The organism is Pseudomonas sp. BIGb0278, from assembly GCF_024809895.1.
Taxonomy (GTDB): Bacteria; Pseudomonadota; Gammaproteobacteria; order Pseudomonadales; family Pseudomonadaceae; genus Aquipseudomonas; species Aquipseudomonas shirazensis.
The window spans coordinates 808,109-829,944 of the sequence record NZ_JANUEL010000001.1; the positions used below are offsets into that span (position 1 = coordinate 808,109).

The 21,836-nt window shown below is 61.6% G+C and carries 27 protein-coding genes; 24 read left to right on the forward strand and 3 right to left on the reverse strand.

Annotated elements, in window-relative coordinates; genetic code table 11:
* Positions 1 to 9: 9 nt before the first annotated feature.
* The 20 genes from M2396_RS03710 (at position 10) to M2396_RS03810 (ending at position 14,642) form a co-directional block, all read left to right on the forward strand.
* A complete protein-coding gene (locus M2396_RS03710) occupies positions 10 to 357 on the forward strand; it encodes a phage tail tube protein (protein ID WP_181087283.1) in 348 nt (115 codons plus the stop codon).
* A complete protein-coding gene (locus tag M2396_RS03715; RefSeq protein WP_188035996.1) occupies positions 357 to 656 on the forward strand; it encodes a phage tail assembly protein in 300 nt (99 codons plus the stop codon). Before M2396_RS03710 ends, M2396_RS03715 begins: the two co-directional genes overlap by 1 nt.
* 129 nt (positions 657 to 785) lie before the next feature.
* Positions 786 to 3,173 carry a phage tail tape measure protein gene (locus M2396_RS03720; RefSeq protein WP_259073218.1) on the forward strand — a complete coding sequence of 796 codons (2,388 nt, stop codon included), beginning with the start codon at positions 786 to 788 and terminating at the stop codon, positions 3,171 to 3,173.
* A complete protein-coding gene (locus M2396_RS03725; protein WP_259073219.1) occupies positions 3,170 to 4,576 on the forward strand; it encodes a DNA circularization protein in 1,407 nt (468 codons plus the stop codon). Before M2396_RS03720 ends, M2396_RS03725 begins: the two co-directional genes overlap by 4 nt.
* Before the next feature lie 4 nt (positions 4,577 to 4,580).
* Positions 4,581 to 5,693 (forward strand): phage baseplate assembly protein, encoded by a 1,113-nt coding sequence (locus M2396_RS03730; protein WP_259073220.1) that lies wholly within the window; start codon positions 4,581 to 4,583, stop codon positions 5,691 to 5,693.
* On the forward strand, positions 5,690 to 6,181 hold the full coding sequence (locus tag M2396_RS03735) for a phage baseplate assembly protein V (RefSeq protein WP_259073221.1): 492 nt from the start codon (positions 5,690 to 5,692) through the stop codon (positions 6,179 to 6,181). Before M2396_RS03730 ends, M2396_RS03735 begins: the two co-directional genes overlap by 4 nt.
* 1 nt (position 6,182) lies before the next feature.
* Positions 6,183 to 6,584: a phage GP46 family protein gene (locus M2396_RS03740; RefSeq protein ID WP_259073222.1), complete on the forward strand. Its 402-nt coding sequence runs from the start codon at positions 6,183 to 6,185 to the stop codon at positions 6,582 to 6,584.
* Positions 6,574 to 7,614, forward strand: a complete 1,041-nt coding sequence (locus tag M2396_RS03745; RefSeq protein WP_259073224.1) for a baseplate J/gp47 family protein — start codon at positions 6,574 to 6,576, stop codon at positions 7,612 to 7,614. Before M2396_RS03740 ends, M2396_RS03745 begins: the two co-directional genes overlap by 11 nt.
* On the forward strand, positions 7,611 to 8,201 hold the full coding sequence (locus tag M2396_RS03750) for a YmfQ family protein (protein WP_259073225.1): 591 nt from the start codon (positions 7,611 to 7,613) through the stop codon (positions 8,199 to 8,201). Before M2396_RS03745 ends, M2396_RS03750 begins: the two co-directional genes overlap by 4 nt.
* A 6-nt stretch (positions 8,202 to 8,207) precedes the next feature.
* A complete protein-coding gene (locus tag M2396_RS03755) occupies positions 8,208 to 9,959 on the forward strand; it encodes a pyocin knob domain-containing protein (protein ID WP_259073226.1) in 1,752 nt (583 codons plus the stop codon).
* A gap of 12 nt (positions 9,960 to 9,971) precedes the next feature.
* Positions 9,972 to 10,400: a phage tail assembly chaperone gene (locus tag M2396_RS03760; RefSeq protein ID WP_259073228.1), complete on the forward strand. Its 429-nt coding sequence runs from the start codon at positions 9,972 to 9,974 to the stop codon at positions 10,398 to 10,400.
* Between the two features lie 48 nt (positions 10,401 to 10,448).
* Entirely contained in the window at positions 10,449 to 11,078 is a 630-nt protein-coding gene (locus M2396_RS03765) for a hypothetical protein (RefSeq protein WP_259073230.1), read from the forward strand.
* Positions 11,078 to 11,704 (forward strand): glycoside hydrolase family 19 protein, encoded by a 627-nt coding sequence (locus M2396_RS03770; protein ID WP_259073232.1) that lies wholly within the window; start codon positions 11,078 to 11,080, stop codon positions 11,702 to 11,704. The genes M2396_RS03765 and M2396_RS03770 overlap by 1 nt, the downstream gene beginning before the upstream one ends.
* On the forward strand, positions 11,701 to 12,198 hold the full coding sequence (locus M2396_RS03775) for a DUF2514 domain-containing protein (RefSeq protein ID WP_259073235.1): 498 nt from the start codon (positions 11,701 to 11,703) through the stop codon (positions 12,196 to 12,198). The genes M2396_RS03770 and M2396_RS03775 overlap by 4 nt, the downstream gene beginning before the upstream one ends.
* A gap of 13 nt (positions 12,199 to 12,211) precedes the next feature.
* The gene (locus M2396_RS03780; RefSeq protein WP_259074250.1) at positions 12,212 to 12,421 is read left to right on the forward strand and encodes a hypothetical protein; all 210 of its coding nucleotides are present in this window, start codon (positions 12,212 to 12,214) and stop codon (positions 12,419 to 12,421) included.
* A 47-nt stretch (positions 12,422 to 12,468) separates the two neighbouring features.
* Entirely contained in the window at positions 12,469 to 12,678 is a 210-nt protein-coding gene (locus M2396_RS03785) for a hypothetical protein (protein ID WP_259073237.1), read from the forward strand.
* A 293-nt stretch (positions 12,679 to 12,971) separates the two neighbouring features.
* Complete coding sequence (locus M2396_RS03795) at positions 12,972 to 13,337, forward strand: S24 family peptidase (RefSeq protein ID WP_310504217.1); 366 nt, start codon at positions 12,972 to 12,974, stop codon at positions 13,335 to 13,337.
* Positions 13,325 to 13,618, forward strand: a complete 294-nt coding sequence (locus tag M2396_RS03800) for a hypothetical protein (protein WP_181106521.1) — start codon at positions 13,325 to 13,327, stop codon at positions 13,616 to 13,618. The genes M2396_RS03795 and M2396_RS03800 overlap by 13 nt, the downstream gene beginning before the upstream one ends.
* 481 nt (positions 13,619 to 14,099) lie before the next feature.
* A complete protein-coding gene (locus tag M2396_RS03805; protein ID WP_150569012.1) occupies positions 14,100 to 14,300 on the forward strand; it encodes a hypothetical protein in 201 nt (66 codons plus the stop codon).
* 156 nt (positions 14,301 to 14,456) lie between these two features.
* Positions 14,457 to 14,642 carry a hypothetical protein gene (locus tag M2396_RS03810; protein WP_101320128.1) on the forward strand — a complete coding sequence of 62 codons (186 nt, stop codon included), beginning with the start codon at positions 14,457 to 14,459 and terminating at the stop codon, positions 14,640 to 14,642.
* Between the two features lie 82 nt (positions 14,643 to 14,724).
* On the opposite strand, the gene M2396_RS03815 is transcribed toward M2396_RS03810, so the two are convergent.
* Positions 14,725 to 14,907, reverse strand: a complete 183-nt coding sequence (locus M2396_RS03815) for a hypothetical protein (protein ID WP_101320126.1) — start codon at positions 14,905 to 14,907, stop codon at positions 14,725 to 14,727.
* A 237-nt stretch (positions 14,908 to 15,144) separates the two neighbouring features.
* On the opposite strand from M2396_RS03815, the gene M2396_RS03820 reads away from it, so the two are divergent.
* Positions 15,145 to 15,966 (forward strand): shikimate 5-dehydrogenase, encoded by an 822-nt coding sequence (locus M2396_RS03820; protein WP_259073243.1) that lies wholly within the window; start codon positions 15,145 to 15,147, stop codon positions 15,964 to 15,966.
* A gap of 10 nt (positions 15,967 to 15,976) precedes the next feature.
* Here the strand turns inward: M2396_RS03820 and gloA are convergent, their stop codons facing one another.
* Together gloA and M2396_RS03830 are read right to left on the reverse strand one after the other, a co-directional pair.
* Positions 15,977 to 16,498 carry a lactoylglutathione lyase gene (gene gloA, locus M2396_RS03825; RefSeq protein ID WP_101320122.1) on the reverse strand — a complete coding sequence of 174 codons (522 nt, stop codon included), beginning with the start codon at positions 16,496 to 16,498 and terminating at the stop codon, positions 15,977 to 15,979.
* Between the two features lie 224 nt (positions 16,499 to 16,722).
* A complete protein-coding gene (locus M2396_RS03830) occupies positions 16,723 to 17,097 on the reverse strand; it encodes a histone-like nucleoid-structuring protein, MvaT/MvaU family (protein ID WP_259073245.1) in 375 nt (124 codons plus the stop codon).
* 275 nt (positions 17,098 to 17,372) lie between these two features.
* Here M2396_RS03830 and cobF point away from each other — a divergent pair, with 275 nt between their 5' ends.
* The 3 genes from cobF to katG all read left to right on the forward strand — a co-directional run bounded on the left by cobF (position 17,373) and on the right by katG (position 21,731).
* Positions 17,373 to 18,122: a precorrin-6A synthase (deacetylating) gene (cobF, locus tag M2396_RS03835; RefSeq protein WP_259073247.1), complete on the forward strand. Its 750-nt coding sequence runs from the start codon at positions 17,373 to 17,375 to the stop codon at positions 18,120 to 18,122.
* Positions 18,123 to 18,315: 193 nt separating this feature from the next.
* The gene (locus tag M2396_RS03840; RefSeq protein WP_101320118.1) at positions 18,316 to 19,194 is read left to right on the forward strand and encodes a DMT family transporter; all 879 of its coding nucleotides are present in this window, start codon (positions 18,316 to 18,318) and stop codon (positions 19,192 to 19,194) included.
* Between the two features lie 287 nt (positions 19,195 to 19,481).
* Positions 19,482 to 21,731 carry a catalase/peroxidase HPI gene (gene katG, locus M2396_RS03845; RefSeq protein ID WP_259073249.1) on the forward strand — a complete coding sequence of 750 codons (2,250 nt, stop codon included), beginning with the start codon at positions 19,482 to 19,484 and terminating at the stop codon, positions 21,729 to 21,731.
* The last annotated feature ends 105 nt before the right edge of the window (positions 21,732 to 21,836 follow it).

Genomic DNA, 21,836 nt, shown 5'->3' on the forward strand with positions numbered 1-21,836 from the left:
GATCCCTTAATGGGTCAGAAAGTCGCAGGCACCTGCTTTATCAAGGTCGACGGCGATCAGCTGGTGATCACCGGCGGTGTCGAAGCGCCGTTGTCCGCTGTTAAGCGCGAAACCATCGTGCTGGGTCATTACAAAGAAGAAGACCTGATTCCCTACGTCGTTGTAGACGCAGTGAAAACTGCCAACTTTCCTCGGGCCAAGCTGGTCGCGGGCAGCTCGATGACCGTCACGGCTGAACTCGCCGATGGCTCGGTTTACGTGCTGAGCGGCGCGTACCTGGTCGATGAAACCAAAGTGACCGGCGATGACGCCAAGGTCTCGCTCAAATTCGAAGGCATCCAAGGAGACTGGCAGTAATGAGCACCGTTAACCATAAACTCGCAGAACCTATTCAGGCCCACAACGAAGAAGTCAAAGAGCTGACTGTGCGCCGTCCTACTGTCCAGGAATGCCGCGCTATCAAGTCGCTGCCCTACACCATCGGGGAAAGCGGTTATCCCATTCTCGACGTGGAAGTCGCGGCCAAGTACATCGCCGTATGCGCCGCCATCCCGTCCAGCTCGGTGAATCAGTTGGGGTTGCCCGACCTGAATGCCATTGCCTGGCTCATTGTGGGTTTTTTCATGCCCCGCGATTCGAATCAGTCGGAAGCCTGACCGAGCTGGCCTTTGACCTTGCCTGGTGGTGGAAAACCACCCCGGGCGAGGCGCTGGGCTGGACCCTCGACACGCTCTTTGAGTGTGAAGAAAACGCGTGGCGGATTCATAGCCTGACTGGGGGTGGTGGTGGCGGATAAATTCCAGCTAAAGGCCCTGATTACCGGCGTCGACAAGCTGTCGCCGGTCCTCAGCGGCGTGCGCAAGAACGCGGCCATGCTGCGCAAGCAGCTGAACAGCTCAGGCCTTGGCAAGATCACCTTTGGTGAAGCCCTGCAGGGCGGTGCCATTGCGGCGCCGTTCGTCATGGGTATCAAGGCTGCGATGGGCTTTGAAAGCGCCATGGCGGACGTGAAGAAGGTCGTTAACTTCGACACGCCGGAGCAGTTCAAGGCGATGAGCGACGACGTGTTGGGCCTGTCCGAGCGGCTGCCGATGGCGGCTGAGGGCATTGCTCAGATCGTCGCCGCCGGCGGGCAGTCGGGCATCGCCCGGGAAGAACTCAATCGCTTCGCCGAAGACGCGGTGAAGATGGGTGTTGCTTTCGACACGACCGCCGAGCAATCCGGTTCGATGATGGCCAAGTGGCGCACCGCGTTCAAGATGAACCAGAACGAGGTGGTAACGCTGGCTGACCAGATCAACTATCTGGGCAACACTGGCGCGGCCAGCACCGGGCAGATTTCCAACATCCTGACGTCCATTGGTCCGCTGGGCGAGGTGGCCGGCGTCAGTGCGGCCCAGTTGGCGGCGATGGGTTCCACCCTTGCCGGCGTGGGCATCGCGCAGGACGTGGCCGCGACGGGCATCAAAAACTTCATGCTGACCCTGACTGCCGGCACGGCGGCGACCAAATCGCAGAAAGAGGCCTATAAGGCGCTGCGCCTGGACGCCAACGAGATGGCCAAGGGGATGCAGACCGACAGCGAAGGCACCATTACCCGCGTGCTGCAGACCTTGGCCAAGGTCGAGAAAAGCAAGCAGGCGGCAGTGCTGACCAATCTGTTTGGCAAGGAATCGGTGGGGGCGATCGCGCCGCTGCTGACCAGCTTGCCCACCCTGCAGAAGAACTTTAAATCGGTGGGGGACGCGAGCGAATACGCCGGTTCCATGAACAGCGAGTACGCCGCTCGAGCAGCCACCACGCAGAACGCCATGCAACTGCTGATGAACCGGGTAACCCGCCTGGGTATCAGCGTCGGCACGGTGCTGTTGCCGCCGCTCAACGACTTCATGGCGACCATTGGCCCGATCGTGTCTGGTGTCACCAGTTTAGCCGCGGCTAACCCCTGGTTGATCAAGGGCGTGCTCGGCGCCGCTGTGGGCTTCACCGTGCTGCGCTTGGCCACCGCCGGCGCTACTGCAGCGCTGGCACTGATGAACGGCGTAGCAAGCATGAGTCCGATCGGGCTGGTGGTGCGCGGTGTCGCGCTGGCCGCCGGCGTGCTGATCGCGAACTGGTCGACCGTTGGGCCGTACTTCGAAAAAGTGTGGGACATGATCAAAGGGCCGGCGATGGCCGTGTGGGGGTGGATGAAAACCGCTTTCGCCTGGACGCCGCTGGGCCAGATCGTGGCCAACTGGCAGCCGCTGGTGGGCTTTTTCAGCAGCCTGTGGGGGCTGGTGAAGGCGCTGGCCGTGCCGTTCATGGGCTTCATGAAAACCCTGTTTGCGTTCACCCCGCTCGGGATGATCGTCAACAACTGGGGGCCGATCAGCGAATTCTTTGACAGCCTCTGGGGGCTGGTCAAAGCGGTGTCTGTGCCGTTCCTGGACTTCCTCGGGACCATGTTTGATTTCAGCCCGTTGGGCCAGATCGTCAAGCACTGGGAGCCGATCACGGCGTACTTCAAGGGACTATGGGACAAGCTGCGCCCGATCGTTGAACCCATGATGAAATTTATGGGCTTCGACTCGGACGGCGGCGGGGTGATCCAGGCCGCGACGCAAAAGGTCAATGCCTGGACCGAGCAACAGCAAGCGCGTAACGGCGAGGTGCAGCCTGTTCCGGGTGCGCTGGTCAAGCCGATGGCGCAGCCGGTGCAGTTGATGCCGGCGGCCACCAGTACGGCCAGCCTGCTACGGGCGCCGGCGTCAGCGTTTCCACCGATGCCGCTGGGTCAAAACGCTCCTGCGCCGATCGCCAAACAAGCGCCGTTGCCGGCGGTGTCCTATGACCCGCGTGACCCGAGCAGCAAAGACCCGTTCCTGTTGCCGGCCTTGACGGCCAATAAGGTGCGCTTCCCCGGGGCGGGGTTGACGGCCCCGCAAGCGCAGCCCGCCGGCGGGCCATCTTTGGTCCAGCAGGCAGGTACGCCGGGCAGCTTGCCGGCGTCTCGGGGTTCGCTGGTCGAGCAGTCGGGGCGGGCGAACAAAGCCCAGCTCGAAGGCTCGATGGTCGTGCGTTTCGAGGGCGCGCCGCCGGGCATGCGCGTGGAGCAGGGGCAAACCAATCAGCCAGGTCTGCAGGTCAGTCCGCAGGTGGGTTACCGATCGTTAGGAAGGGGTGAGGGATGACAACGTGGCGTGATCAGTTGCACCCGGCCTCCTTTCGGGGGGTGCCGTTTTTTGTCGACAGCGACAGCATGCCCGCCGGGCGGCGCACGCAGGTTCATGAGTACCCCCAGCGGGATAAGCCGCTGGTGGAAGACATGGGCCGCGTCACCCGTGAGATCAAGCTAGAGGCGTTCGTGATCGGCGAGCAGTTCATTGAGCTGCGTGACAACCTGCTGAATGCGCTGGACAAGCCCGGCGCCGGGGAGCTTATCCACCCGTGGTATGGCCGGCTGATGGCCACGGCCACCGAATGCGACGTCAGTCATGAGCGCCGGGAAGGGGGCATGGCCCGGTTTAGCCTGATGTTTGTCGAGGATGGCGAAAAGGGCTTTCCTGCAGGCGTGCCGAACACGGCGCGCCAGTTGGAGGATTCATCCGAAAGCCTGCTGGAATCGGCGATCGCCCGTTACAAGGCGGTCATGGCTGTGGTCAACCGGGCGCGCCTGGCGGTGGTCGCGCTGCAGAACGGGATCGCCGGCATACAGATGGCCATCGCTGCCGAGCTGCGCCAGATCACCGGCCTGATCAGCTCGGTTGAAGCGCTGGTGGACATGCTGATCAATGCCCCGGGCAACTTCGCGGCGATGATCCGAGGGCAGTTCGCCAGTGTCGGCGGCAGCTCGCGGTCGTCGGGTTACCGTTGGGGGGCAACCGACGGCGCTTCGTCGGCAACCGCCGCGAGCCTGGAGGCCGACCCCGAGTTTGCCCGCACGGTCGCAGCGCTGCCCGAGCAGCAACCGGAGTTCGCCAGCTTCGCCAACTCGGCGCGGGCGATCACGGCGCAGATCGAGCAGGCTCAGTTGCTGGCTACCGAAGTACTGCAGGCGGCAGCGAGCAGCGGCAGCAGCCAGGGTAACAGCGTCACCGCCGTGCTGGGCGGCACGGCCACGGCGCAGGTGGTGAACGCCGCCCGCGAGCTGGTCCGTGATGCGCTGATCGTTTTGGCCGTGCGTACTGCAGCAGCCATGCCGGTGGTGCGGGCGCCTGAGCCTCTGAGCGGTTTCCCGTCTCTGGAGCAGCAAGCGATCGCGCCTATCCAACGCCCTGACGTGCCGGTCACTGCCGACGTGGTGGCGGTGCGCGACGCGATCGAGGCGGCGTTGTGGTCCGCTGGCCAGCTCGCCCCGCATGAGCATTTCGAGGTGCTGCAGGTGGTCCGCAAGCAAGTGCGGGCGCACCTGACTGAGGTGGCCCGCGCAGGGGTTCGCCTGACCGTTGTCACGGCGCGTGAGAGCGTGCCGGCGGTGGTGCTGGCTTACCGGCACTACGGCGACGCTACCCGCGCTTCGGAAATCGTTACGCGTAACAAAGTGCAGCACCCGGGGTTCTTGCCTGCCGGGCCGCTGGCCATCGCTCAAGAGTAAGCCTATGGACAACATGAACGCTGTCACGCTGAGCGTGAACGGCCTGGATTATCGCGGCTGGAAGAAAGTCAGCATCAGCGCCGGGATCGAGCGGCAAAGCCGGGATTTCACCCTGGGCGTGACGTGGCGTTGGCCCGGGCAAGATGTAGAAATTCCGGTACGACAGGGCGACTTTTGCGAAGTGCTGATCGGTGAAGACCTGGTGCTGACGGGCTGGGTCTTTTCCACGCCGATCAGCTACGACAGCAAGACCGTCGATCGCTCGGTCTCTGGTCGTTCGCTGACGGCGGACCTGGTCGACAGCTCGGCCGTCAACAAACCCGGGCAGTGGCGCGGGCAGAGCGTGCAAAAGATCGTCCAGTCGCTGGCCGAGCCGTATGGGGTGAAGGTGCTTAGCCAGGTGCCGGAAACCACGCAGCTTGGCGATCACAGCATTGAGCCGGGGGAAACGGTGTTCGAGTCGATCGACCGCCTGCTGACCCTTTCCCGCCTGCTTTCGACCGATGACGCGCAAGGCCGGGTGGTGATCATCCGCCCGGGCAGCGCGGGTCGGGCAGTGGATCGCCTGCAGCTGGGCGAGAACATCCTGACCGGCAGTGCCGAGCTGGACTTTTCCGGGGTGTTTTCTGAATACCGCGTCACCGGCCAGCGTTCGGGATCGAACACGGCGTTTGGCGTTGAGGCCAGCGAGGTCAAGTCGGGCGTGGTCGATCCTCGGGCCACGCGTAATCGGGTGCTGCTGATTCATGAGAGCGGCCAGATGACCCCGGAGCTGGCTCAGGCCCGGGCCAATTGGGAGCGCGGTAGCCGCATGGGCAAGGCGCTGACCCTGCGCTACAAGGTGCAGGGTTGGCGGCAGTCCAACGGCGCGCTGTGGCTGGCCAACATGGTGGTGCGGGTGGTCGACCCGCTGATCGGCATTGATCGCGACATGCTGATCAGTGAAATCGAGTACGTGCTAGATGACGGCGGCACCGTGGCCAACATCGTGGTAGCCCCGCCCGAAAGCTTCGACCCCGAACCGACAGACCCACACAAGGCACGCAAGCTCAAGAAGGGCGGCAAAGCCGACAACTTCGAATACCTGATCCCCGTCGACTGGAAGCCCAGCCAATGAAGCCGCTTAAAAACCTGATTGCTCGAGGTGTCGTCGCGTTGGTCGATGCCGGCAGCAAGCTGCAGGGTCTGCAGATGCGCCTGACCGCCGACGAAGTGAAAGACGGGATGGAGCACTTCGAACCCTACGGCTTCACATCCAACCCGCAGCCCGGCGCTGAGGCCGTAGCGCTGTTCCTGGGCGGCGATCGCTCGCATGGGGTGGTTGTGTGTGTTTCGGACCGTCGCTTTCGCCTGCAGGCGCTGGAGAGCGGCGAGGTGGCCTTGTACACCGACGAAGGCGACTTCCTGCACTTCAAGCGCGGCCGGGTGATCGAGGTCGAGACGCTGACCCTCAAGATCAAGGCGCAAACAGGGGTGGACTTTGATACGCCTTTGATCCGCACCACCGGCCGTATTGAGGCGGCCGGCGATGTGGTTGCCGCCGGGGTCAGCACCTCGCTGCACGTTCATGAAGGCTCGGATAAGCGCCCGGTCAAAGGGGCCTGACATGGAGCTATTCACCGATGAGGCCACCGAACAGGCCTGGCGCCGCGCCGTGGTGATCAGCTTGTTGACCTGGCGGCGCGCTGAGGACGGTGACGTCCTGGACGATGACGAGCGTTACGGCTGGTGGGGTGACACGTTCCCGACGGTCGAGCGCGATCGGATCGGCTCGCGGCTGTGGCAGTTGCGCCGGCGCACGCTGACCGATGACACGGTGCGCGACGCCGAATCATTCGCCCGCGAGTCGCTGGCCTGGCTGGGCGATGACGACCGAGTACGCGCCGTTACCGTAACGGCATCACGCCGAATCAACCGGCTCGACCTGCTGGTCGTGCTGACCATGCGCGACGGTTCGCTGATTGATATTCAACTCGACACGCTATGGCAGGTGATCAATGCCGTTTGAAACTCCTACGTTACCCGCCCTGATTGCCCGTTCACAGTCCGACCTGGCCGGCAGTAGCGCGCTGGTCCGCTCTGATTCCGAGGTGTTGGCCAGGGTGCTGGGCGCAGTGGCCTACGGTCGCTATGGCCATCAGCAATACATCGCCGACCAGATACTGCCTGACACTGCCGACGAAGAAACGCTGTTGCGTATGGCATATGCCCGCCTCAAGCGGGGCCGTCTGGAGGCCGTCAAGGCGTCCGGGCCTGCCGCCTTTACCGGTGGCGCCTCGGCGCTGCTCGACGCCGGCACGCTGCTGCAGCGCGACGACAAGGTGCTGTTTCGCGTGCGGGCCTCGGTGAAGTTGGCCGGCACCGCCGGTAGCGTGGTGCTGGAGGCGCTGGAAGCCGGCGAGCTGGGCAACACGTCGGCCGGCACCCAGTTGCGCCTGGTGTCGCCGGTGCTGGGAGTAAACGAGGTGTTCACCGTGACCGCCCCCGGCCTCACCGGCGGCTCTGAACAGGAGAGTATCGAGACGCTGCGAGGCCGGGTGATCCGTTCGTACCGGGTCATTCCCCACGGCGGCAGCAAGATCGACTACGAGACGTGGGCGCTTGAGGTGGCCGGGGTGACGCGTGCCTGGGTTGTCCGCCACTGGCTCGGCCCGGGCACCGTGGCGGTGTTCTTCGTGCGTGACGGTGACGTGAATCTGATCCCCAATGCCGAGGCGATCGCCACGGTGGCGGCCTACATCGAGCAGGAGCGCCCGGTAACCGCCGAGGTTTACGTTCTGCCGCCGGTTGAAAAGCTGGTGGCCTACCAGTTATCGGTCACCCCCGACAGCAGCGCAGTGCGCCGGGCCGTGGAAGCGGCCTTGATCGACCTGCACAACCGTGAATCGGATTTGGGCGGTGTGCTGCTGGCCACTCACATCAGCGAGGCGATCAGCGCGGCGAGTGGCGAAGTTGACCATAAGGTCTTGGCGCCCCTCGGTGACGTGTCTGCAGCGCGCAATGAGCTGCTGACCTATGGCGGGGTGAACTGGGTATGAGGACTGCAGACGACTACTACGCACAGCTCTGCGCGCTGCTTCCCCCGGGGCCGGCGTGGGAGCGGGAATTTAACCCGGGCATTGACGAAATCCTGCAGGCCGCTGCGCAGGAGCTGGCCCGCGAGGATCTGCGCGCTGAGGCGCTGTTAGCCGAAAGCGAACCGGCCACGGTGCGTGAACTGGTGCCCGACTGGGAGCGGGTCATGAGCCTGCCCGACCCCTGCATGGGTGAAAGCCCAACGTTTCAGGACCGCCAGCTGGCAGTCCGCCGGAGGTTGCTGGAGGTCGGCGGGCAGACGCCGGCGTACTTCGTGGAACTGGCTTTCAGCATGGGTTACCGGCAAGCGCAGGTGATCGAGCACCGGGCACCGCGCTTTGGCCGCTCGCGTATGGGGTTGGCCCGCTTCGGAACCTGGTCGGCGCAGTTCATGTGGACCCTGCAGACGGGGCCGCGCCTGGCTCAGGGGAGCCGCTTCGGATTCAGCCATTGGGCGCAGACCTTCGGCGGCGCCTCTAACGGCGCCCTTGAATGCCTGGTCAGCCGCGCCGCGCCGGCGCACACACTCGAAACAATCAACTACGGATAAGCACCTATGGATTACCCGAAAAGCACGCCCAATGTGGGCTTGGTCGGCGGCAAGTTTGTTGACGAAAACACCGGCACCGGTCAACCCGGTTCGCTGATTCCGGCTACCTGGGGCAACGCGGTAACCGACGAGCTGCTGGCCGTGATCAAGGCCGCAGGCATCGTTCCTGCCGAAGGCGATTTGTCCCAGCTGTTGAAGGCCATTCAGGCTATTGCCGCGAGCGATATCAAGCGCAGCGTACGCGTAGCCACTACTGGCCCGATCGCGCTGTCGGGCCTGCAGACGATTGACGGCGAGGTGGTCAAGGCCGGCGATCGAGTTTTGGTCAAGGATCAGGCCACCGCTTCACAGAACTGGATTTACACCGTCGCCGCCGGCGCATGGGGCCGTGCTCAGGATGCCAACGAGAGCGCCGAATGCACCCCGGGGCATATGGTGATTGTCGAGGCCGGCACGGCCCACGGCGGCTCGCTGTGGCAGCTGTCGAATACCACACTACCCACCCTCGGTACGACCGCGCTGGCCTTCGCCCGCGTGTTCGGCAAAACCGGCGTAGGCGCTGGTACTTATCGTTCGGTGACCGTCGACGCACAAGGCCGGGTCACGGCCGGCAGCAATCCGACCACGGTAGCTGGCTACAGCATCACCGACGTGCACACGAAAACTGAGGTAGTCAATCTGCTGGCTGGCAAGGCCGGCAATGCGACGACGTTGGCTGGCTACGGCATCACCGACGCGTACACGAAAGCCCAGGTGGATGCTTGGATGGCCGGCAAGGCCAACAACGCGATCACGCTTGGCGGCTATGGCATCAATGATGCGTACACGAAAACTGAGGTGAACAACCTGCTTGCCGGTAAGGCCGGTACCGCGACCACCTTGGCTGGGTACGGTATTACTGATGGGCTTAAGGCGGGCGACTACGGCAGCCCAATGGCATCCACGGCCCGGCACTTCCGAATCACTGGCAACCTTGAGGATGACACGACCAGCTGGAACAGCCTGGTAAACGAAGGGCTTCATTGGAAGCTTGTGAAGGGCAGCAACCCAGAGGGTCCAGGTGGCTCTGAATACTATTACTGCAGGACCTACGTGCGCCTGCCTTTTGTCTCTTCGACTGGCTCCGGTGCATTGCAGCAGTTTGCAGAACCCTACGCGACACCGAACGGCGCTTCGGAGTACTGGTATCGCGGCTTGAACGGCACTGGTTGGTCGCCTTGGGTAAAGATTCAGACCTCCGCTGATCATGCCTCCCAGTTGCAAGCCGAGGCCGGTGTTTCGATCGCGAGCTGGATGAGTCCGCTGCGCGTATCCCAAGCCATTGCAAAGGCTGTGGTCCAGGCAACCGAGAGCGTGTTCGGCATCGCAAAGATTGCCACCCAGGCGCTGACGAACGCCGGCGCCGACGATACGTCGATTGTGACGCCGAAAAAACTGCGCTTCGGGTTCAGCATCAACTTGGGGGTCAATGGCTACATCGTGTTGCCCAGCTGGATGCTCGGCTTGATCTTTCAGTGGGGGCGTGTGGCTACCCCTACGGCTGACATTGAATATGCCGTGACTTTCCCCTTGGCATTTCCAACGGCGGTGCGAGCGATCATCCCGACATATGGCTACAGCGGTAACCGCCTGAATGACGGCGTCGTCGCCCAGGTTGGTGACTTCACGCTGCAGGGCTTCCAGGCGAACAGGCAGGATATTTATTCACAAACTAGCGTGCCGAGCGCTTACATCAGCTACTTCGCTGTAGGTTACTGAGGAGGTTTTAGAATGTTTTATAGCCCTGGAACCCTCGGGTTCTACCATCCGAATGTGCACGGCAAGAACATCCCCGCTGATGCGGTGGAGATCAGCGACGAGGATTACAACGGACTGCTAAGTCAGCTCACCGCCGGCAAGCGGATCGTGCCGGGCGACGACGGTTTTCCGTGTGCGGTTGATCAGGTACTGCCGACCGAAGAGCAAACGACAGGCCGTGAGCGCGCCTGGCGTGATGCGCAGTTGTTGGAGTTCGGCGGCCTGCGCGATCGACACCGTGACGAGCAGGACCTAGGCCGCGAAACCACGCTTAACGGGGAGCAGTTCGGCGAATTGCTGGGCTACCTGCAGGCGCTGCGCGACTGGCCCCAGTCAGAGAATTTCCCCGTGCTCGAGCACAGACCGATCGCGCCGCCCTGGATCGTTGATCAAACCCTATAAAGCCCCGCACTGACGGGGCTTTTTCTTACCTGAGATTTGAGGTTCACCATGTTCAAACACTTTGTTCGGGCGGTCATTCAGTGGCTGCTCCTTTTCCCTGTGCGCGTCGTTCTGATCCTGATGGGCGCGCTAGTGGTGCCCTTGGCGTTGCCGTTTGCTCGAACCCTCGGCACTGCCGTGCCTTTCACCCAGGCGCCGGGCAACTGGCAACTGGTAGTGCTGCCCGCTTGGGCGTGGCTGTGGTCGAACGATCGCGACGGTGCCCTAGGCGACAAGCGCGGATGGTGGCACCTGAATGCGCCGTTCGACTTGGGCGCCTATCACTGGTTCTCGAAGCTCTGGTGGCTGGCCCTGCGCAACCCGGCCAACAACATGCGCTTTACCTCGCTGTTCGGCTGCCCGGTGACGGAGTGCGATTACCGCTACTGGGGCGACGAGAACGTTGAGGATCGCCCGGGGCAGGGCGGTCGGCGCTTCCTGTTGGCCACACACAAGCCGACCGGCCGGCGCTACTACGGGTTCTACGGCGTGTGGCAGTGGTCGGCGACACGCGCGGTGGTGGTGCAGATCGGCTTCAAGGGTGAGCCGAAAGACTGGGCGGAGGACTACACCGGCGACCTTTCCCGGCAGTGGGCTGGCATGACGTTTGAAATCAATCTGTTCAAGGATATCTCGTAATGCCAATCACTGAGCAGCAGCTGCTGCAGGTTCTACCCAAGGCCCGCACAGTCGCGGGCATTTTTTTGCCTGCGCTGAGCCGAGCCGCGTCGCGCTGGAAGATCGACAGTAGGCTGCGTGCCGCCGCCTTCCTGGCGCAGATAGGCTACGAGTCAGGCCAACTGCGTGTGCTGGTGGAGAACTTGAACTACAGCGCCGACGCGCTGGTGCGCACCTGGCCCAACAGGTTCACCGACGACACTGCGCCGGCATATGCCCGGCAGCCGGAGAGGATCGCCAATCGCGTCTATGGCGGCCGCATGGGGAATGGCCCCGAGTCATCGGGCGATGGCTGGCGGTACCGGGGACGCGGCCTGATCCAGCTCACCGGTCGCGACAACTACCGGGCGGCTGGCGCCGCGCTGGGCCTGCCGCTAGAGGATCAGCCGGATCTGCTCGAGCAGGCCGATCATGCCGCGCAGTCCGCTGCGTGGTGGTGGGCAAAGCACGGCCTCAACGAGCTGGCCGACGCAGGCCGCATCCAGGACATCGGCAGCATCATCAACACCGGCAAGCCTGGGCGCGTGCCGCATGGCGCTGCTGAGCGCCAAGCGCTGTACGACATCGCCGTGCGGGTGCTCGCATGAATTCATGGATCATCAGGTCCGGCCTGCTGCTGGCGCTGCTCGCCTCATATTGGGGCGTCTACCAGCACGGCCGGTCAGTCGAGCGGGCAGATGCAGCGGCTGTAGCAGCAACACGCGACAGCGGCGATCGCCTGGCCGAAGTGCTCGGTGAGCGGAATGCTCGAGCAGAAGAACAACGACGCGCCCAGGCGCAGGAGGAGGCGAGAGCCAATGCACACGAAGAAAGGACCATTTCTGATGCTGGCGCTGCTGGCGCCGATGCTGTTGGCCAGCGGCTGCACGACGAAGCCGGCAAGCTCGCTGCCACTGTCAGTTGCCCCGGCACGGATACCGCCGCTGTCGCGAGAGGCCAAGCAGCCACCCGCGCCGCCATGGTGCTCTCCGACCTGCTCGCACGGGCTGACGCTCGAGCGGGAGAGCTGGCGAAAGCGTATGATCGAGCCCGAATAGCGGGCTTAGCGTGCGAAGCGTCCTATAATGCGCTGACGCCATAATTGGAGAACTTCATTGAAGCGCACGATCAATGGGTTGCTCGAGGCGGGTGAGCCTCTCATGCTTGAAGCGATCGCAGCACTTCGTCGATACCATGAGGCGGAAGACGCTAATGAGCCGTTCGATCAAGTAGAGCGCTTGCGTCTGATCGCCGAGTCGGCCTACCAAGCTGTGACCGACTATCAGCTTTACGCATTTGATCGTAAGCCACTTACCAGGCATTGAAAGCCTGCTCAACGGCCGAAACGTGCCATTCCACTGAGGGATAGTCTGTGAGCTCGGATGCCAATGACGTATTGATGCCTGACCATGAGATGTATCTGCAGGTCACGGCGGCGTTGAAGCGCTATCACGAAGCGAAAGACATGGGCGCTCCAGCCCTTGAGGTTGAGCGGCTGCGCCAGATTTACGAGGCACACGCCCAAGCCGTCACCGATTACCAGCTTAAGGCTCTGAGCGGCAGAGGCGCGCCCGCGCACTGATCCTTGCCCGCCAGGCGGTGATTGCCGGCGGCGGTCCCCGGCCTTACGATACTGTTTTTATATACAGTACTGGGTGCCGCCATGTCACAACACTTACCTGCGCTTTGGGTCGCTGAGCTCGATGATGTCGCTGCCTTAACAGACGACCCCGAGGGAAGGGCGGCTGTGCTCGAGGTCATGGCCTTGGCCGCTCACCGCAGAAAGGAGGTAGACGCTGACCAGCTCGCGGACATGCTCGAGCTGGCAGAGGCGGCTCGTATCTATGGCCTTGAGGCTGGCCAGCCATGCAGCCCATGAGCGACTTCGCAGAAGCTGGCGGCCTGCAGGCTATTTCCCTCGATGATCTGCTGCAAGTCCGCTCGCCCAGTGTGTACCTGGTCAGGATCGGCGGCGACAGTATGGAGGGTGCCGGGATCTTCGACGAGGACGTGGTGATCGTCGACAAGGCGATCGATGCGCGGTCCGGTCACATAGTCATCGCGGGGGTCAACGGCGAGCCAGTCTGCAAGCGGCTCGACTACGTCGGCCGTCAGATCGTGCTGCGCTCGGAGAATCCCCGGTACGCGCCGCGGTTCATCATGGAGGGGGACGAGTTCTCGGTCTGGGGTGTGGTCACCTACAGCCTGCGCAGCCACTGGCCGATGTCATGTATTTCCTGATCGTCCGGCGGCGCAAGCTGGGCGTAGCCATCCCGACTGATCAGCTGGGGAAGATCCAGGCCCTGAAGGCGGACATCCACATTGGCGATCATCACAGCGCGCCGTTGGGCAGGGTGGCGACGCAGGCCTGGGTGTTCACGCACTCGCCAGGCGCCGATGTCATTCCGCGGCTGCACGATGCGAAGGTGAATGGCATGGCGCAGCTCGGCATCAACATCAATGGTGTGGAGGAGGTCGACGGTGTGCTGTATGCGCAGTCGTGGTGGTGTCGGACGGTGTAGCCATATAAAGAAAGGGGGAGGTCGGCAGAACGCCGGGGAGGGGGATTTGCAGCAGCGCTCAGCCCATCAGAGCCGCGCCTTTGGCAATACTCAAGTATCTACTACGCATGCCCAGCTTTCGCTGGATGGACGTACAGCTGCCTCGTACCACTTTTTGTACCACTGGCATCGTTTTCGAGCGTGTTGCAGGGTGTCGGTGAGGGCTGGAAGGCCCGTAAACACGGGCTTTCCTCCCTTTCCAAAACGTGCCAAACCGCGAAAAACATCTGTGGAGTATGGCCGAAAGCGTGTCGAATGCCTTATGACTAAAGGGCGCAAGGTGAAGGAATTTTAATCCAGTATCCATCTTTTAACGCCATATGCGGCGAAACTGTGGGAGTGGGGCATAGCGCGAACGGGCTACTTCGTAGCTCGAGGTTGCCGAAGACGATAGGCACTTTGTCGATTCATGATTAAATACCGCACTTCAAGGAGGATCATCATGAGCAAGCACAGCACTACCCCTTTTTACGCCGCAGGCGGGTCCATGCTGGTTATCGGTGTTGTTTTCGCCGCTGTAGGCGCTTCTGGTCAGCCTGCGTTTGGCTGGACCGCGGTCGGCCTGTTGATTCCCAGCGCTGTATTGTTGCTGCAGGCGGTTCGGCGCAAACGTCGTTTTAATGACGATGGAGCGTCGAATTGATCAGCACCGGGAAAAAACGATCGGCTTAGCCAATACCCACTGTTAAGAGTTGCTTCTCGAGAGTTAGCGCCGTTGGTCTCGTCGCGGGCACTTGCGTCAATCCCGCGGCTCTCACGCTAAGGCACGGATCATCCGTGCATTGACGAGGGTAGCGCTATGGATATCGACGAAAAAGCACCTGGCAACATCTCTCAGCAGGGCGTGGGCGGTACGACCGACAACGAGACGGCTCATGACCCAATGCCTCCGCTGCCTGAAGATGAAGATGCCGGCCTGGACGAAGAAATGTCTGACGTAGAGACCAACAACACAGTCTCCAGCGAGCATCCAGATCCAGCCTGAGGCGTGCCCCAGCGCGCAAAAAAAAAGCCCGCCAAAAATGGCGGGCAACAAGGGCACAAGGAGCAACACACAACACATTCGTTCAAGCCATCAAGCTGCCGCTCTGCAGCTGATCGGCCATCGCTACTGCACAGGCTTTGGACGCCAGCGGGCCGCTCACCGGCTCGCCATTGCGCATCAGATACCAGCAGGCCAGCAGCCCCTGCTCACGCAAGCGAGTGGGAACTGCGCTACCAACAACCGACATGATCTGGATAGTGGCCATGCTGACCTCCTGTAAGACGTGCGCCAACCTTACCCAGCTGCTGACGGCGTTTGAAATCAACTTTCTCAATAGTGGTCATCAGCTCTATCAACAGTAGTGTCGAGACCACGCTGCGCGATGGCTCCTACTATGGCCGTTGTTACTGTCAACTGAGCGCCGGGAAAGGGTAAAGGTTGTGTAAGCAATGCCCTCTGGTACGCTGGAACAACGATTCAGCTCAGGCAAACGGAGCAGTAGATGAGCCACATTCCCAGCAGAAACACGCAGTTGTGCATCTCCCTGGCCGGCCGTCCCGGGACCTTTGGCGTGCGCTTTCACAATCATCTCTATGAACAGCTGGGCCTGGATTACTACTACAAGGCCATGACCACACATGATCTGCCCGCCGCGGTGGCTGGTATTCGAGCATTGGGGATTCGCGGTTGCGGTGTATCGATGCCGTTCAAGGAAGCTTGCCTGGCGTTGGTCGACGAGGTTGATGCGTCTGCGGCTGCCATCGAGTCGGTTAATACGCTGGTCAACAGCGACGGCTACTTGAAGGCTTACAACACCGATTATCTGGCCGTGCAGCAGCTTTTGGCCAAACATAAGGTAGACCCGGCTACAGCGTTCGCGCTGCGTGGCAGCGGCGGGATGGCCAAGGCAGTAGCCTGTGCGTTGAGTGACGCCGGCTTTCGTGAAGGGCTGATTATTGCCCGTAATGAACAAGCTGGGCGGCAACTGGCCGACATGCTGGGTTATCGCTGGCAGGCAGAACTGGGCGACTTGGCGCCGCCGATGCTGATCAACGTCACGCCGATTGGTATGGCCGGCGGCCCTGAGGCGGAGCAACTGGCGTTCCCCGAAACCGCGATTGCAGTGGCAGAACGGGTATTCGACGTGGTGGCGATGCCGGCGCGCACGCCACTGATCTGCCGCGCCGAAGCGCTCGGCAAACCGGTCATCACAGGGCTTGAGGTGATTGCCCTGCAAGCGCTGGAGCAGTTTGTGCTGTATACCGGCGTGCGCCCCACGGCAACGCAGATCGACGCTGCAGTTGCCTATGCGCGGGGCGCCTAGTCAGCTGTGCTTACAAGGGCGTCGGCTGAATCACTTCGACCCAGTAACCATCGGGGTCTTTGATGAATGCCAGATGGTTCATGCGGCCGTCGCTCAGGCGCTTCTGGAACGGCACCTGCAAAGCTTCAAAGCGTTCGCACGCTGCAACTACATCAGGCACCGAAATGCAGATATGACCAAAACCGCGTGGGTCAGTGTTGCCATCGTGATAGGCAAACGCTGCATCACTTTCAGTGCCGTGGTTATGAGTCAGCTCCAGCACGCCCGGGATCGACTTCATCCACTGGTGACGAGCATCGTCATCAGCCGGAATTTGCGCGGGGTCAACCAGTGCCAGGAAGTACAGGCTGAACTTGGCTTCGACGAAGTCGCGCTTGTCCACCAGTTTGAAACCGAGCACGCGGGTGTAGAAGTCCAGCGACTTCTCGATGTCCTTGACGCGCAGCATGGTGTGGTTGAAAACGAATTGCGCAGTGGCAGCGTCCGTTTGAGCGGTAACGCCAGGCAAGGTGTTGAGATCGTTCAGGCTCATGAAGGCTCCAGAGACGAGGCCGGGCCCGCAGGCACCAGCGGTAAGACAGGCCGTCCATAATACGGGACGTGAGCGGGGAGGCAAAATGAAAGCGCCCTGCACGAGGGCAGGGCGCTGAAATTAGAGGCCCGCGTGTGCGGGCGCAGATGGGGTCGCTAATCCGTTAGCTGGAATTGATCATGGCCCACAAACTGTGAAAAAAGTGTGAAGTGTATGTCCATGTTTCATGGGCGCAACCAGCCGTCGACAGTGCTGGCGCCGTGTTCTTCTTTCCAGGCTTTCAGACCGCGGTGGTTACCGCCCTTGGTTTCGATCAGTTCGCCGGTGTGCGGGTTCTCGTAAACCTTGACCACGCGGGCGCGGCGCTGCTGTTTTGGTGCTGCCCCGGACGCCTTGGTGGCGGGTTTGCTGCTGCCTTTTGGATCAAGGATGGCGACGATATCGCGCAGGCCCTTTTCGTAAGTTTTCATAAGGCCCAGCAGCTTCTGCTCGAACTCGATTTCGCGTTTGAGACCGGCATCCTGCTTGAGCGCCTCGAGCTGGGCGATCTGTTCCTGAAGCGCTTTTTCGGCAGCGCGAAACTCTGCAAGTCTGGACACTTTCATCACTCCTTAAATACGACTGCGTCAAAACGTGACGAACATTGTAAGAAGATTTAACGTCGGTCACGCAGGGATAGTGCTGTTCACTAGTCCCGAGTGTAGTTGCCGACGGCGTCACGGTAAACCATAAACTTTGCAAGTACTCAGGGAACTTTACTAGTTTTATGTGCGTTAATTTATTTGCTGTTCACCCACAGCCTTAACTGCTCGACATAGTGTCGGCTCAAGCCGACACTCAGGGGAATCACAGCAAACCCGAGCGGGAGTGGCTAATGAAGCAGTTGTTATTGATCGGCATCGGCCCTGGTGATCCGCGGCAGGTGACGTTCGAGGCAGTCGATGCGCTCAAACGGGCCACGGTATTCTTCGTCCTCGACAAGGGCGCCCGCTCTGATGAGCTGATGCGCATGCGCCGGGCAATTCTCGAGCGCTACCTGCCCACTGGCGACTACCGGGTGCTGCAAGTCGATGATCCGCAGCGTGATGCATTGGCCAGCGATTACATTGAGGCAGTACAGGACTGGCACCAGCAACGCGCAGCGCTCTACGCAAGATTGATCGATGACGAACTCGGCCCGGACGACGTGGGTGCTTTCTTGCTGTGGGGCGAACCAAGCCTGTATGACAGCACGCTGCGGATTCTCCAGTTGGTACGCCAGCACGGTACACAACTGCAACTCCAAGTCATCCCCGGCATCAGCAGCATTCAGGCCCTGGCAGCTCGTCATCAGATCCCGCTGAACCGCATTGGCGAGCCGCTGACCGTACTTCCCGGGCGGCAGCTCGGCGCAGTGAAGCAGATCGACAATGTGCTTGTCATGCTTGATGGCCAGTGCGCGTTCGCCGACATCGACGACCCACAACTGCATATTTACTGGGGCGCCTATCTCGGCACGGCGGACGAGCTGCTGCTTGCCGGGCCTTTGTTGCAGATGAAGGCGCAGATTGTGGCCGCACGTGAACACGCGCGGCAACGCAAGGGCTGGATCATGGACACATACCTGTTGCGCCGGGAGCTTTAGCGCATCGGTGCTGTCGTACCTGCTGTGAAAAAGTGTTCGATCAGCGAACGCTAAAGCGGCCGGTAGACACGGCAATCCATTACCGGCTATCGCAATTGCGCGCATCTCTTCTAGAATTCGCCCATATCCAGGCCGCCTTTGATGGCAGCCGGATCTTGGCGGAGTAGCTGCCAAGTCCCTATTTGAGTACGCCATGAGTTCGAGTACACCGCTGTCCGGAGTCAATCAGCCGCTGCGAGGCATCGCCCTGGTAGTGGTCGCCACTTTCCTGTTTGCCAGCCATGATGCGCTGTCCAAGTTCCTCGGTGGTCTGTACCCGATCATCATGGTGGTGTGGGTCCGCTATCTGGTGCATACATTGCTGATGGCTGGGATCTTTCTGCCCAAGTCGGGCATGGCGGTGCTGCGTACCCGCAAGCCTGTGTTGCAGACGCTGCGTGCACTGAGCCTGCTGAGTACCAGTCTGCTGTTTACCGCGGGCCTGCAGTATCTGCCATTGGCCGAGGCCACTTCGGTAAACTTTCTTGCACCGGTGTTGGTGACGGCATTGTCGGTACCGCTGCTCAAAGAGCATGTCACCACTGGCCAGTGGGTCGCGGTAGTAATGGGCTTCATTGGCGTGTTGGTAGTGGTACACCCAGGCGGCTCGATGTTCACCCCGGCGATTCTTTTCCCGTTCGGCTCTGCATTGGGTTTCTGCTTTTATCAGCTACTCACCCGCAAAGTAGCTGCCTACGACAGCCCGACCACCAGCAACTTCTTTGCCGGGCTGTGCAATACCCTGGTGATGACGGCATTGGTGCCGTTTTTCTGGAAGATGCCCGAGTGGGACCACCTGCTGCTGATGCTGGCGCTGGGTGGTTTCGGGATGTCTGCGCACCTGCTGCTGACCCAGGCCTTCCGCTTTGCCGCACCAGCCATGCTGGCGCCGTTCAGCTACTGCCAGATCGTGTTTGCCGGGCTGTTGGGCTTTGTGGTCTTCGGCCAGGTGCCAGACCACCTGAGCATGGTGGGCATCGCGATCATCTGCCTCAGTGGTCTGGGCGCTGCTTGGATGCAACGGCGCAAGTAATCTGCTGGCGCGCACGCTGGCTTCGGGGTGCTGACATATTCACGCTATCGGTGGGTAATACTTGCTCTATTAGACCTCTGCCCGCGCTCAGCTAGTCTTGGTGAAGGGACAAGCCTGCGGCTGCGCAGCGCCTGCTGCACAGCACGCCGTATTCAGGCAACCCCTTTGCACGCTTGTGGCGGCCTGACCGCTCCAACTGATGAGCAGACGGCCGAGCCTATGTGCTCGGCTGATCAAGCTGGCCTAGACCGGAACTCTGACAGAACCCGACCCGAAGGTACCCGCAGATGTCGAACGAATCGAAATGCCCGTTCCATCAAACCGCAGGTGGTGGCACCAGCAATCGTGACTGGTGGCCTGACCAACTCAACCTGAACATTCTGCACCAGCATTCAGACAAGTCCGATCCAATGGACCCCGATTTTGACTACGCCAAAGCCTATGCCAGCCTTGATTTTCAAGCGCTCAAACAGGACCTGACCGCGCTGATGACCGATTCGCAGGAGTGGTGGCAAGCCGACTTTGGCCATTACGGGCCGTTGTTCGTACGCATGGCCTGGCATAGCGCCGGCACCTATCGCATTGGCGACGGGCGCGGTGGTGCAGGCTCCGGACAACAACGCTTTGCGCCGCTCAACAGCTGGCCAGACAACGTCAGCCTGGACAAGGCGAGGCGTCTGCTGTGGCCGATCAAGCAGAAATACGGCAAGGCTATCTCCTGGGCTGACTTGATCGTACTGACCGGCAACGTCGCCCTCGAATCGATGGGCTTCAAGACCTTTGGCTATTCCGGCGGCCGAGTCGATGTGTGGGAACCTGACGAAGACGTCTACTGGGGTTCGGAAAAGGTCTGGCTGGGCGGTGACACCCGCTACGGCAAGGCCCAGGCGCCGGGCCAGGGTGACCTGGTTGCCGAGCCCGCCAAGCATGGTGAGGAACAAAGCCGCACCAATGCCGGGCGCGACCTGGAGAATCCGCTGGCGGCGGTGCAGATGGGCCTGATCTACGTCAACCCGGAAGGCCCCGAAGGCAATCCGGACCCAGTCGCATCGGCCAAGGATATCCGCGAGACTTTCGGCCGCATGGCCATGAATGATGAAGAAACCGTGGCCCTGATCGCTGGCGGGCACGCCTTTGGCAAGACCCACGGCGCCGGTCCGGCCGACAACGTTGGCGCCGAGCCCGAGGCTGCCGGCCTGGAACAGCAGGGTCTGGGTTGGCACAACAAGTTTGGCACCGGCAAAGGCCCCGACACCATCACCAGTGGCCTCGAAGTGACCTGGACCTCGACGCCGACGCGCTGGAGCAACGAGTATCTGGAAAATCTGTTCCGCTTCGACTGGGAACTGAGCAAAAGCCCTGCTGGCGCCCATCAGTGGCGGCCAAAGAACGGTGATGGGGCAGGGCAGATCCCCGACGCGCACGACCCAAGCAAGCGCCATGCGCCGTCAATGCTGACCTCCGACCTGGCGTTGCGCTTTGACCCCATCTATGAGCCGATAGCGCGTCGCTTCAAGGATCACCCCGAGCAGTTGGCGGATGCCTTTGCGCGCGCCTGGTACAAGCTGATCCATCGCGACATGGGCCCGCTGGCGCGCTATCTGGGGCCGGAGCTGCCGCAGGAAGAGCTGCTCTGGCAAGACCCTCTGCCCAAAGCCACCCCCTCGGCACTGAGCGAGCAAGACATCGCCTCGCTCAAGAGCAAAGTGCTCGCCTCGGGCCTGAGCGTAAGCGAGCTGGTCAATACCGCCTGGGCTTCGGCCTCGACCTTCCGTGGCTCGGACAAACGTGGCGGTGCCAACGGCGCGCGCATACGCCTGGCGCCGCAGAAGTTCTGGGCCGCCAATCAGCCGCAGCAGCTGGATAAAGTGCTGGGTGTGCTGGAAGGCATTCGCAGCGGTTTCGCCACTGGCGGCCAGCAGATGTCGATGGCCGACTTGATTGTGCTGGCTGGCAGTGCTGCCGTCGAAAAAGCGGCGCGTGATGCCGGCCATGCCCTGTCTGTGCCGTTCCGTCCGGGTCGTGTCGACGCTTCGCAGGAGCAGACCGATGTCGAATCGTTCGGTGCGCTGGAACCGTTGGCTGACGGTTTCCGAAACTTCGCCAAGGGCAGTTACAACGTCAAGGCAGAGCGGCTGTTGCTGGACAAGGCGCAACTGCTGACCTTGACCGCGCCAGAGCTGACCGTGCTGATCGGTGGTCTGCGTGTGCTGGGCGCGAACAACGATGCGAGCAAGCATGGCGTGTTCACCGACAAACCTGGGCAGTTGAGCAATGACTTCTTCCGCAACTTGCTGGATATGAGCGTTGAATGGAAGGCGACCGGCGCGGACAACAATGCGTTCGAAGGCCGTGACCGCAAAACTGGCCAGCCGAAGTGGACGGGTACCCGGGTAGATCTGGTGTTCGGCTCCCACGCGCAGTTACGCGCATTGAGCGAGGTTTACGCCAGCAGTGATGCCAGTGAGAAGTTTGCCAAGGACTTCGTCGCGGCCTGGGTGAAGGTGATGGAGCTGGACCGTTTCGATCTGAAGTAGCCGTTGGCGCCCCGGGCAGCCCCAGGCAATCTGGGCTGCTCTGGCGGCGGCGACATCTCATCCCTTCATTTTTTTGTAATGATCGCGATGGTCGGGCGTGCTGGC

Excerpts from the sequence above, each read along its gene's own strand:
- M2396_RS03840 (WP_101320118.1), top strand. The coding sequence starts at position 18,316 with ATGAGTTCGAGTACACCGCTGTCCGGAGTCAATCAGCCGCTGCGAGGC.
- M2396_RS03735 (WP_259073221.1), top strand. The coding sequence starts at position 5,690 with ATGAAGCCGCTTAAAAACCTGATTGCTCGAGGTGTCGTCGCGTTGGTC.
- M2396_RS03750 (WP_259073225.1), top strand. The coding sequence starts at position 7,611 with ATGAGGACTGCAGACGACTACTACGCACAGCTCTGCGCGCTGCTTCCC.
- M2396_RS03820 (WP_259073243.1), top strand. The coding sequence starts at position 15,145 with ATGAGCCACATTCCCAGCAGAAACACGCAGTTGTGCATCTCCCTGGCC.
- M2396_RS03810 (WP_101320128.1), top strand. The coding sequence starts at position 14,457 with ATGGATATCGACGAAAAAGCACCTGGCAACATCTCTCAGCAGGGCGTG.
- M2396_RS03710 (WP_181087283.1), top strand. The coding sequence starts at position 10 with ATGGGTCAGAAAGTCGCAGGCACCTGCTTTATCAAGGTCGACGGCGAT.
- M2396_RS03800 (WP_181106521.1), top strand. The coding sequence starts at position 13,325 with ATGTATTTCCTGATCGTCCGGCGGCGCAAGCTGGGCGTAGCCATCCCG.
- M2396_RS03775 (WP_259073235.1), top strand. The coding sequence starts at position 11,701 with ATGAATTCATGGATCATCAGGTCCGGCCTGCTGCTGGCGCTGCTCGCC.
- M2396_RS03730 (WP_259073220.1), top strand. The coding sequence starts at position 4,581 with ATGGACAACATGAACGCTGTCACGCTGAGCGTGAACGGCCTGGATTAT.
- cobF (WP_259073247.1), top strand. The coding sequence starts at position 17,373 with ATGAAGCAGTTGTTATTGATCGGCATCGGCCCTGGTGATCCGCGGCAG.
- M2396_RS03725 (WP_259073219.1), top strand. The coding sequence starts at position 3,170 with ATGACAACGTGGCGTGATCAGTTGCACCCGGCCTCCTTTCGGGGGGTG.
- M2396_RS03815 (WP_101320126.1), bottom strand. The coding sequence starts at position 14,907 with ATGGCCACTATCCAGATCATGTCGGTTGTTGGTAGCGCAGTTCCCACT.
- M2396_RS03805 (WP_150569012.1), top strand. The coding sequence starts at position 14,100 with ATGAGCAAGCACAGCACTACCCCTTTTTACGCCGCAGGCGGGTCCATG.
- M2396_RS03770 (WP_259073232.1), top strand. The coding sequence starts at position 11,078 with ATGCCAATCACTGAGCAGCAGCTGCTGCAGGTTCTACCCAAGGCCCGC.
- M2396_RS03765 (WP_259073230.1), top strand. The coding sequence starts at position 10,449 with ATGTTCAAACACTTTGTTCGGGCGGTCATTCAGTGGCTGCTCCTTTTC.
- M2396_RS03760 (WP_259073228.1), top strand. The coding sequence starts at position 9,972 with ATGTTTTATAGCCCTGGAACCCTCGGGTTCTACCATCCGAATGTGCAC.
- M2396_RS03795 (WP_310504217.1), top strand. The coding sequence starts at position 12,972 with ATGAGCGACTTCGCAGAAGCTGGCGGCCTGCAGGCTATTTCCCTCGAT.
- M2396_RS03755 (WP_259073226.1), top strand. The coding sequence starts at position 8,208 with ATGGATTACCCGAAAAGCACGCCCAATGTGGGCTTGGTCGGCGGCAAG.
- katG (WP_259073249.1), top strand. The coding sequence starts at position 19,482 with ATGTCGAACGAATCGAAATGCCCGTTCCATCAAACCGCAGGTGGTGGC.
- M2396_RS03715 (WP_188035996.1), top strand. The coding sequence starts at position 357 with ATGAGCACCGTTAACCATAAACTCGCAGAACCTATTCAGGCCCACAAC.
- M2396_RS03745 (WP_259073224.1), top strand. The coding sequence starts at position 6,574 with ATGCCGTTTGAAACTCCTACGTTACCCGCCCTGATTGCCCGTTCACAG.
- M2396_RS03740 (WP_259073222.1), top strand. The coding sequence starts at position 6,183 with ATGGAGCTATTCACCGATGAGGCCACCGAACAGGCCTGGCGCCGCGCC.
- gloA (WP_101320122.1), bottom strand. The coding sequence starts at position 16,498 with ATGAGCCTGAACGATCTCAACACCTTGCCTGGCGTTACCGCTCAAACG.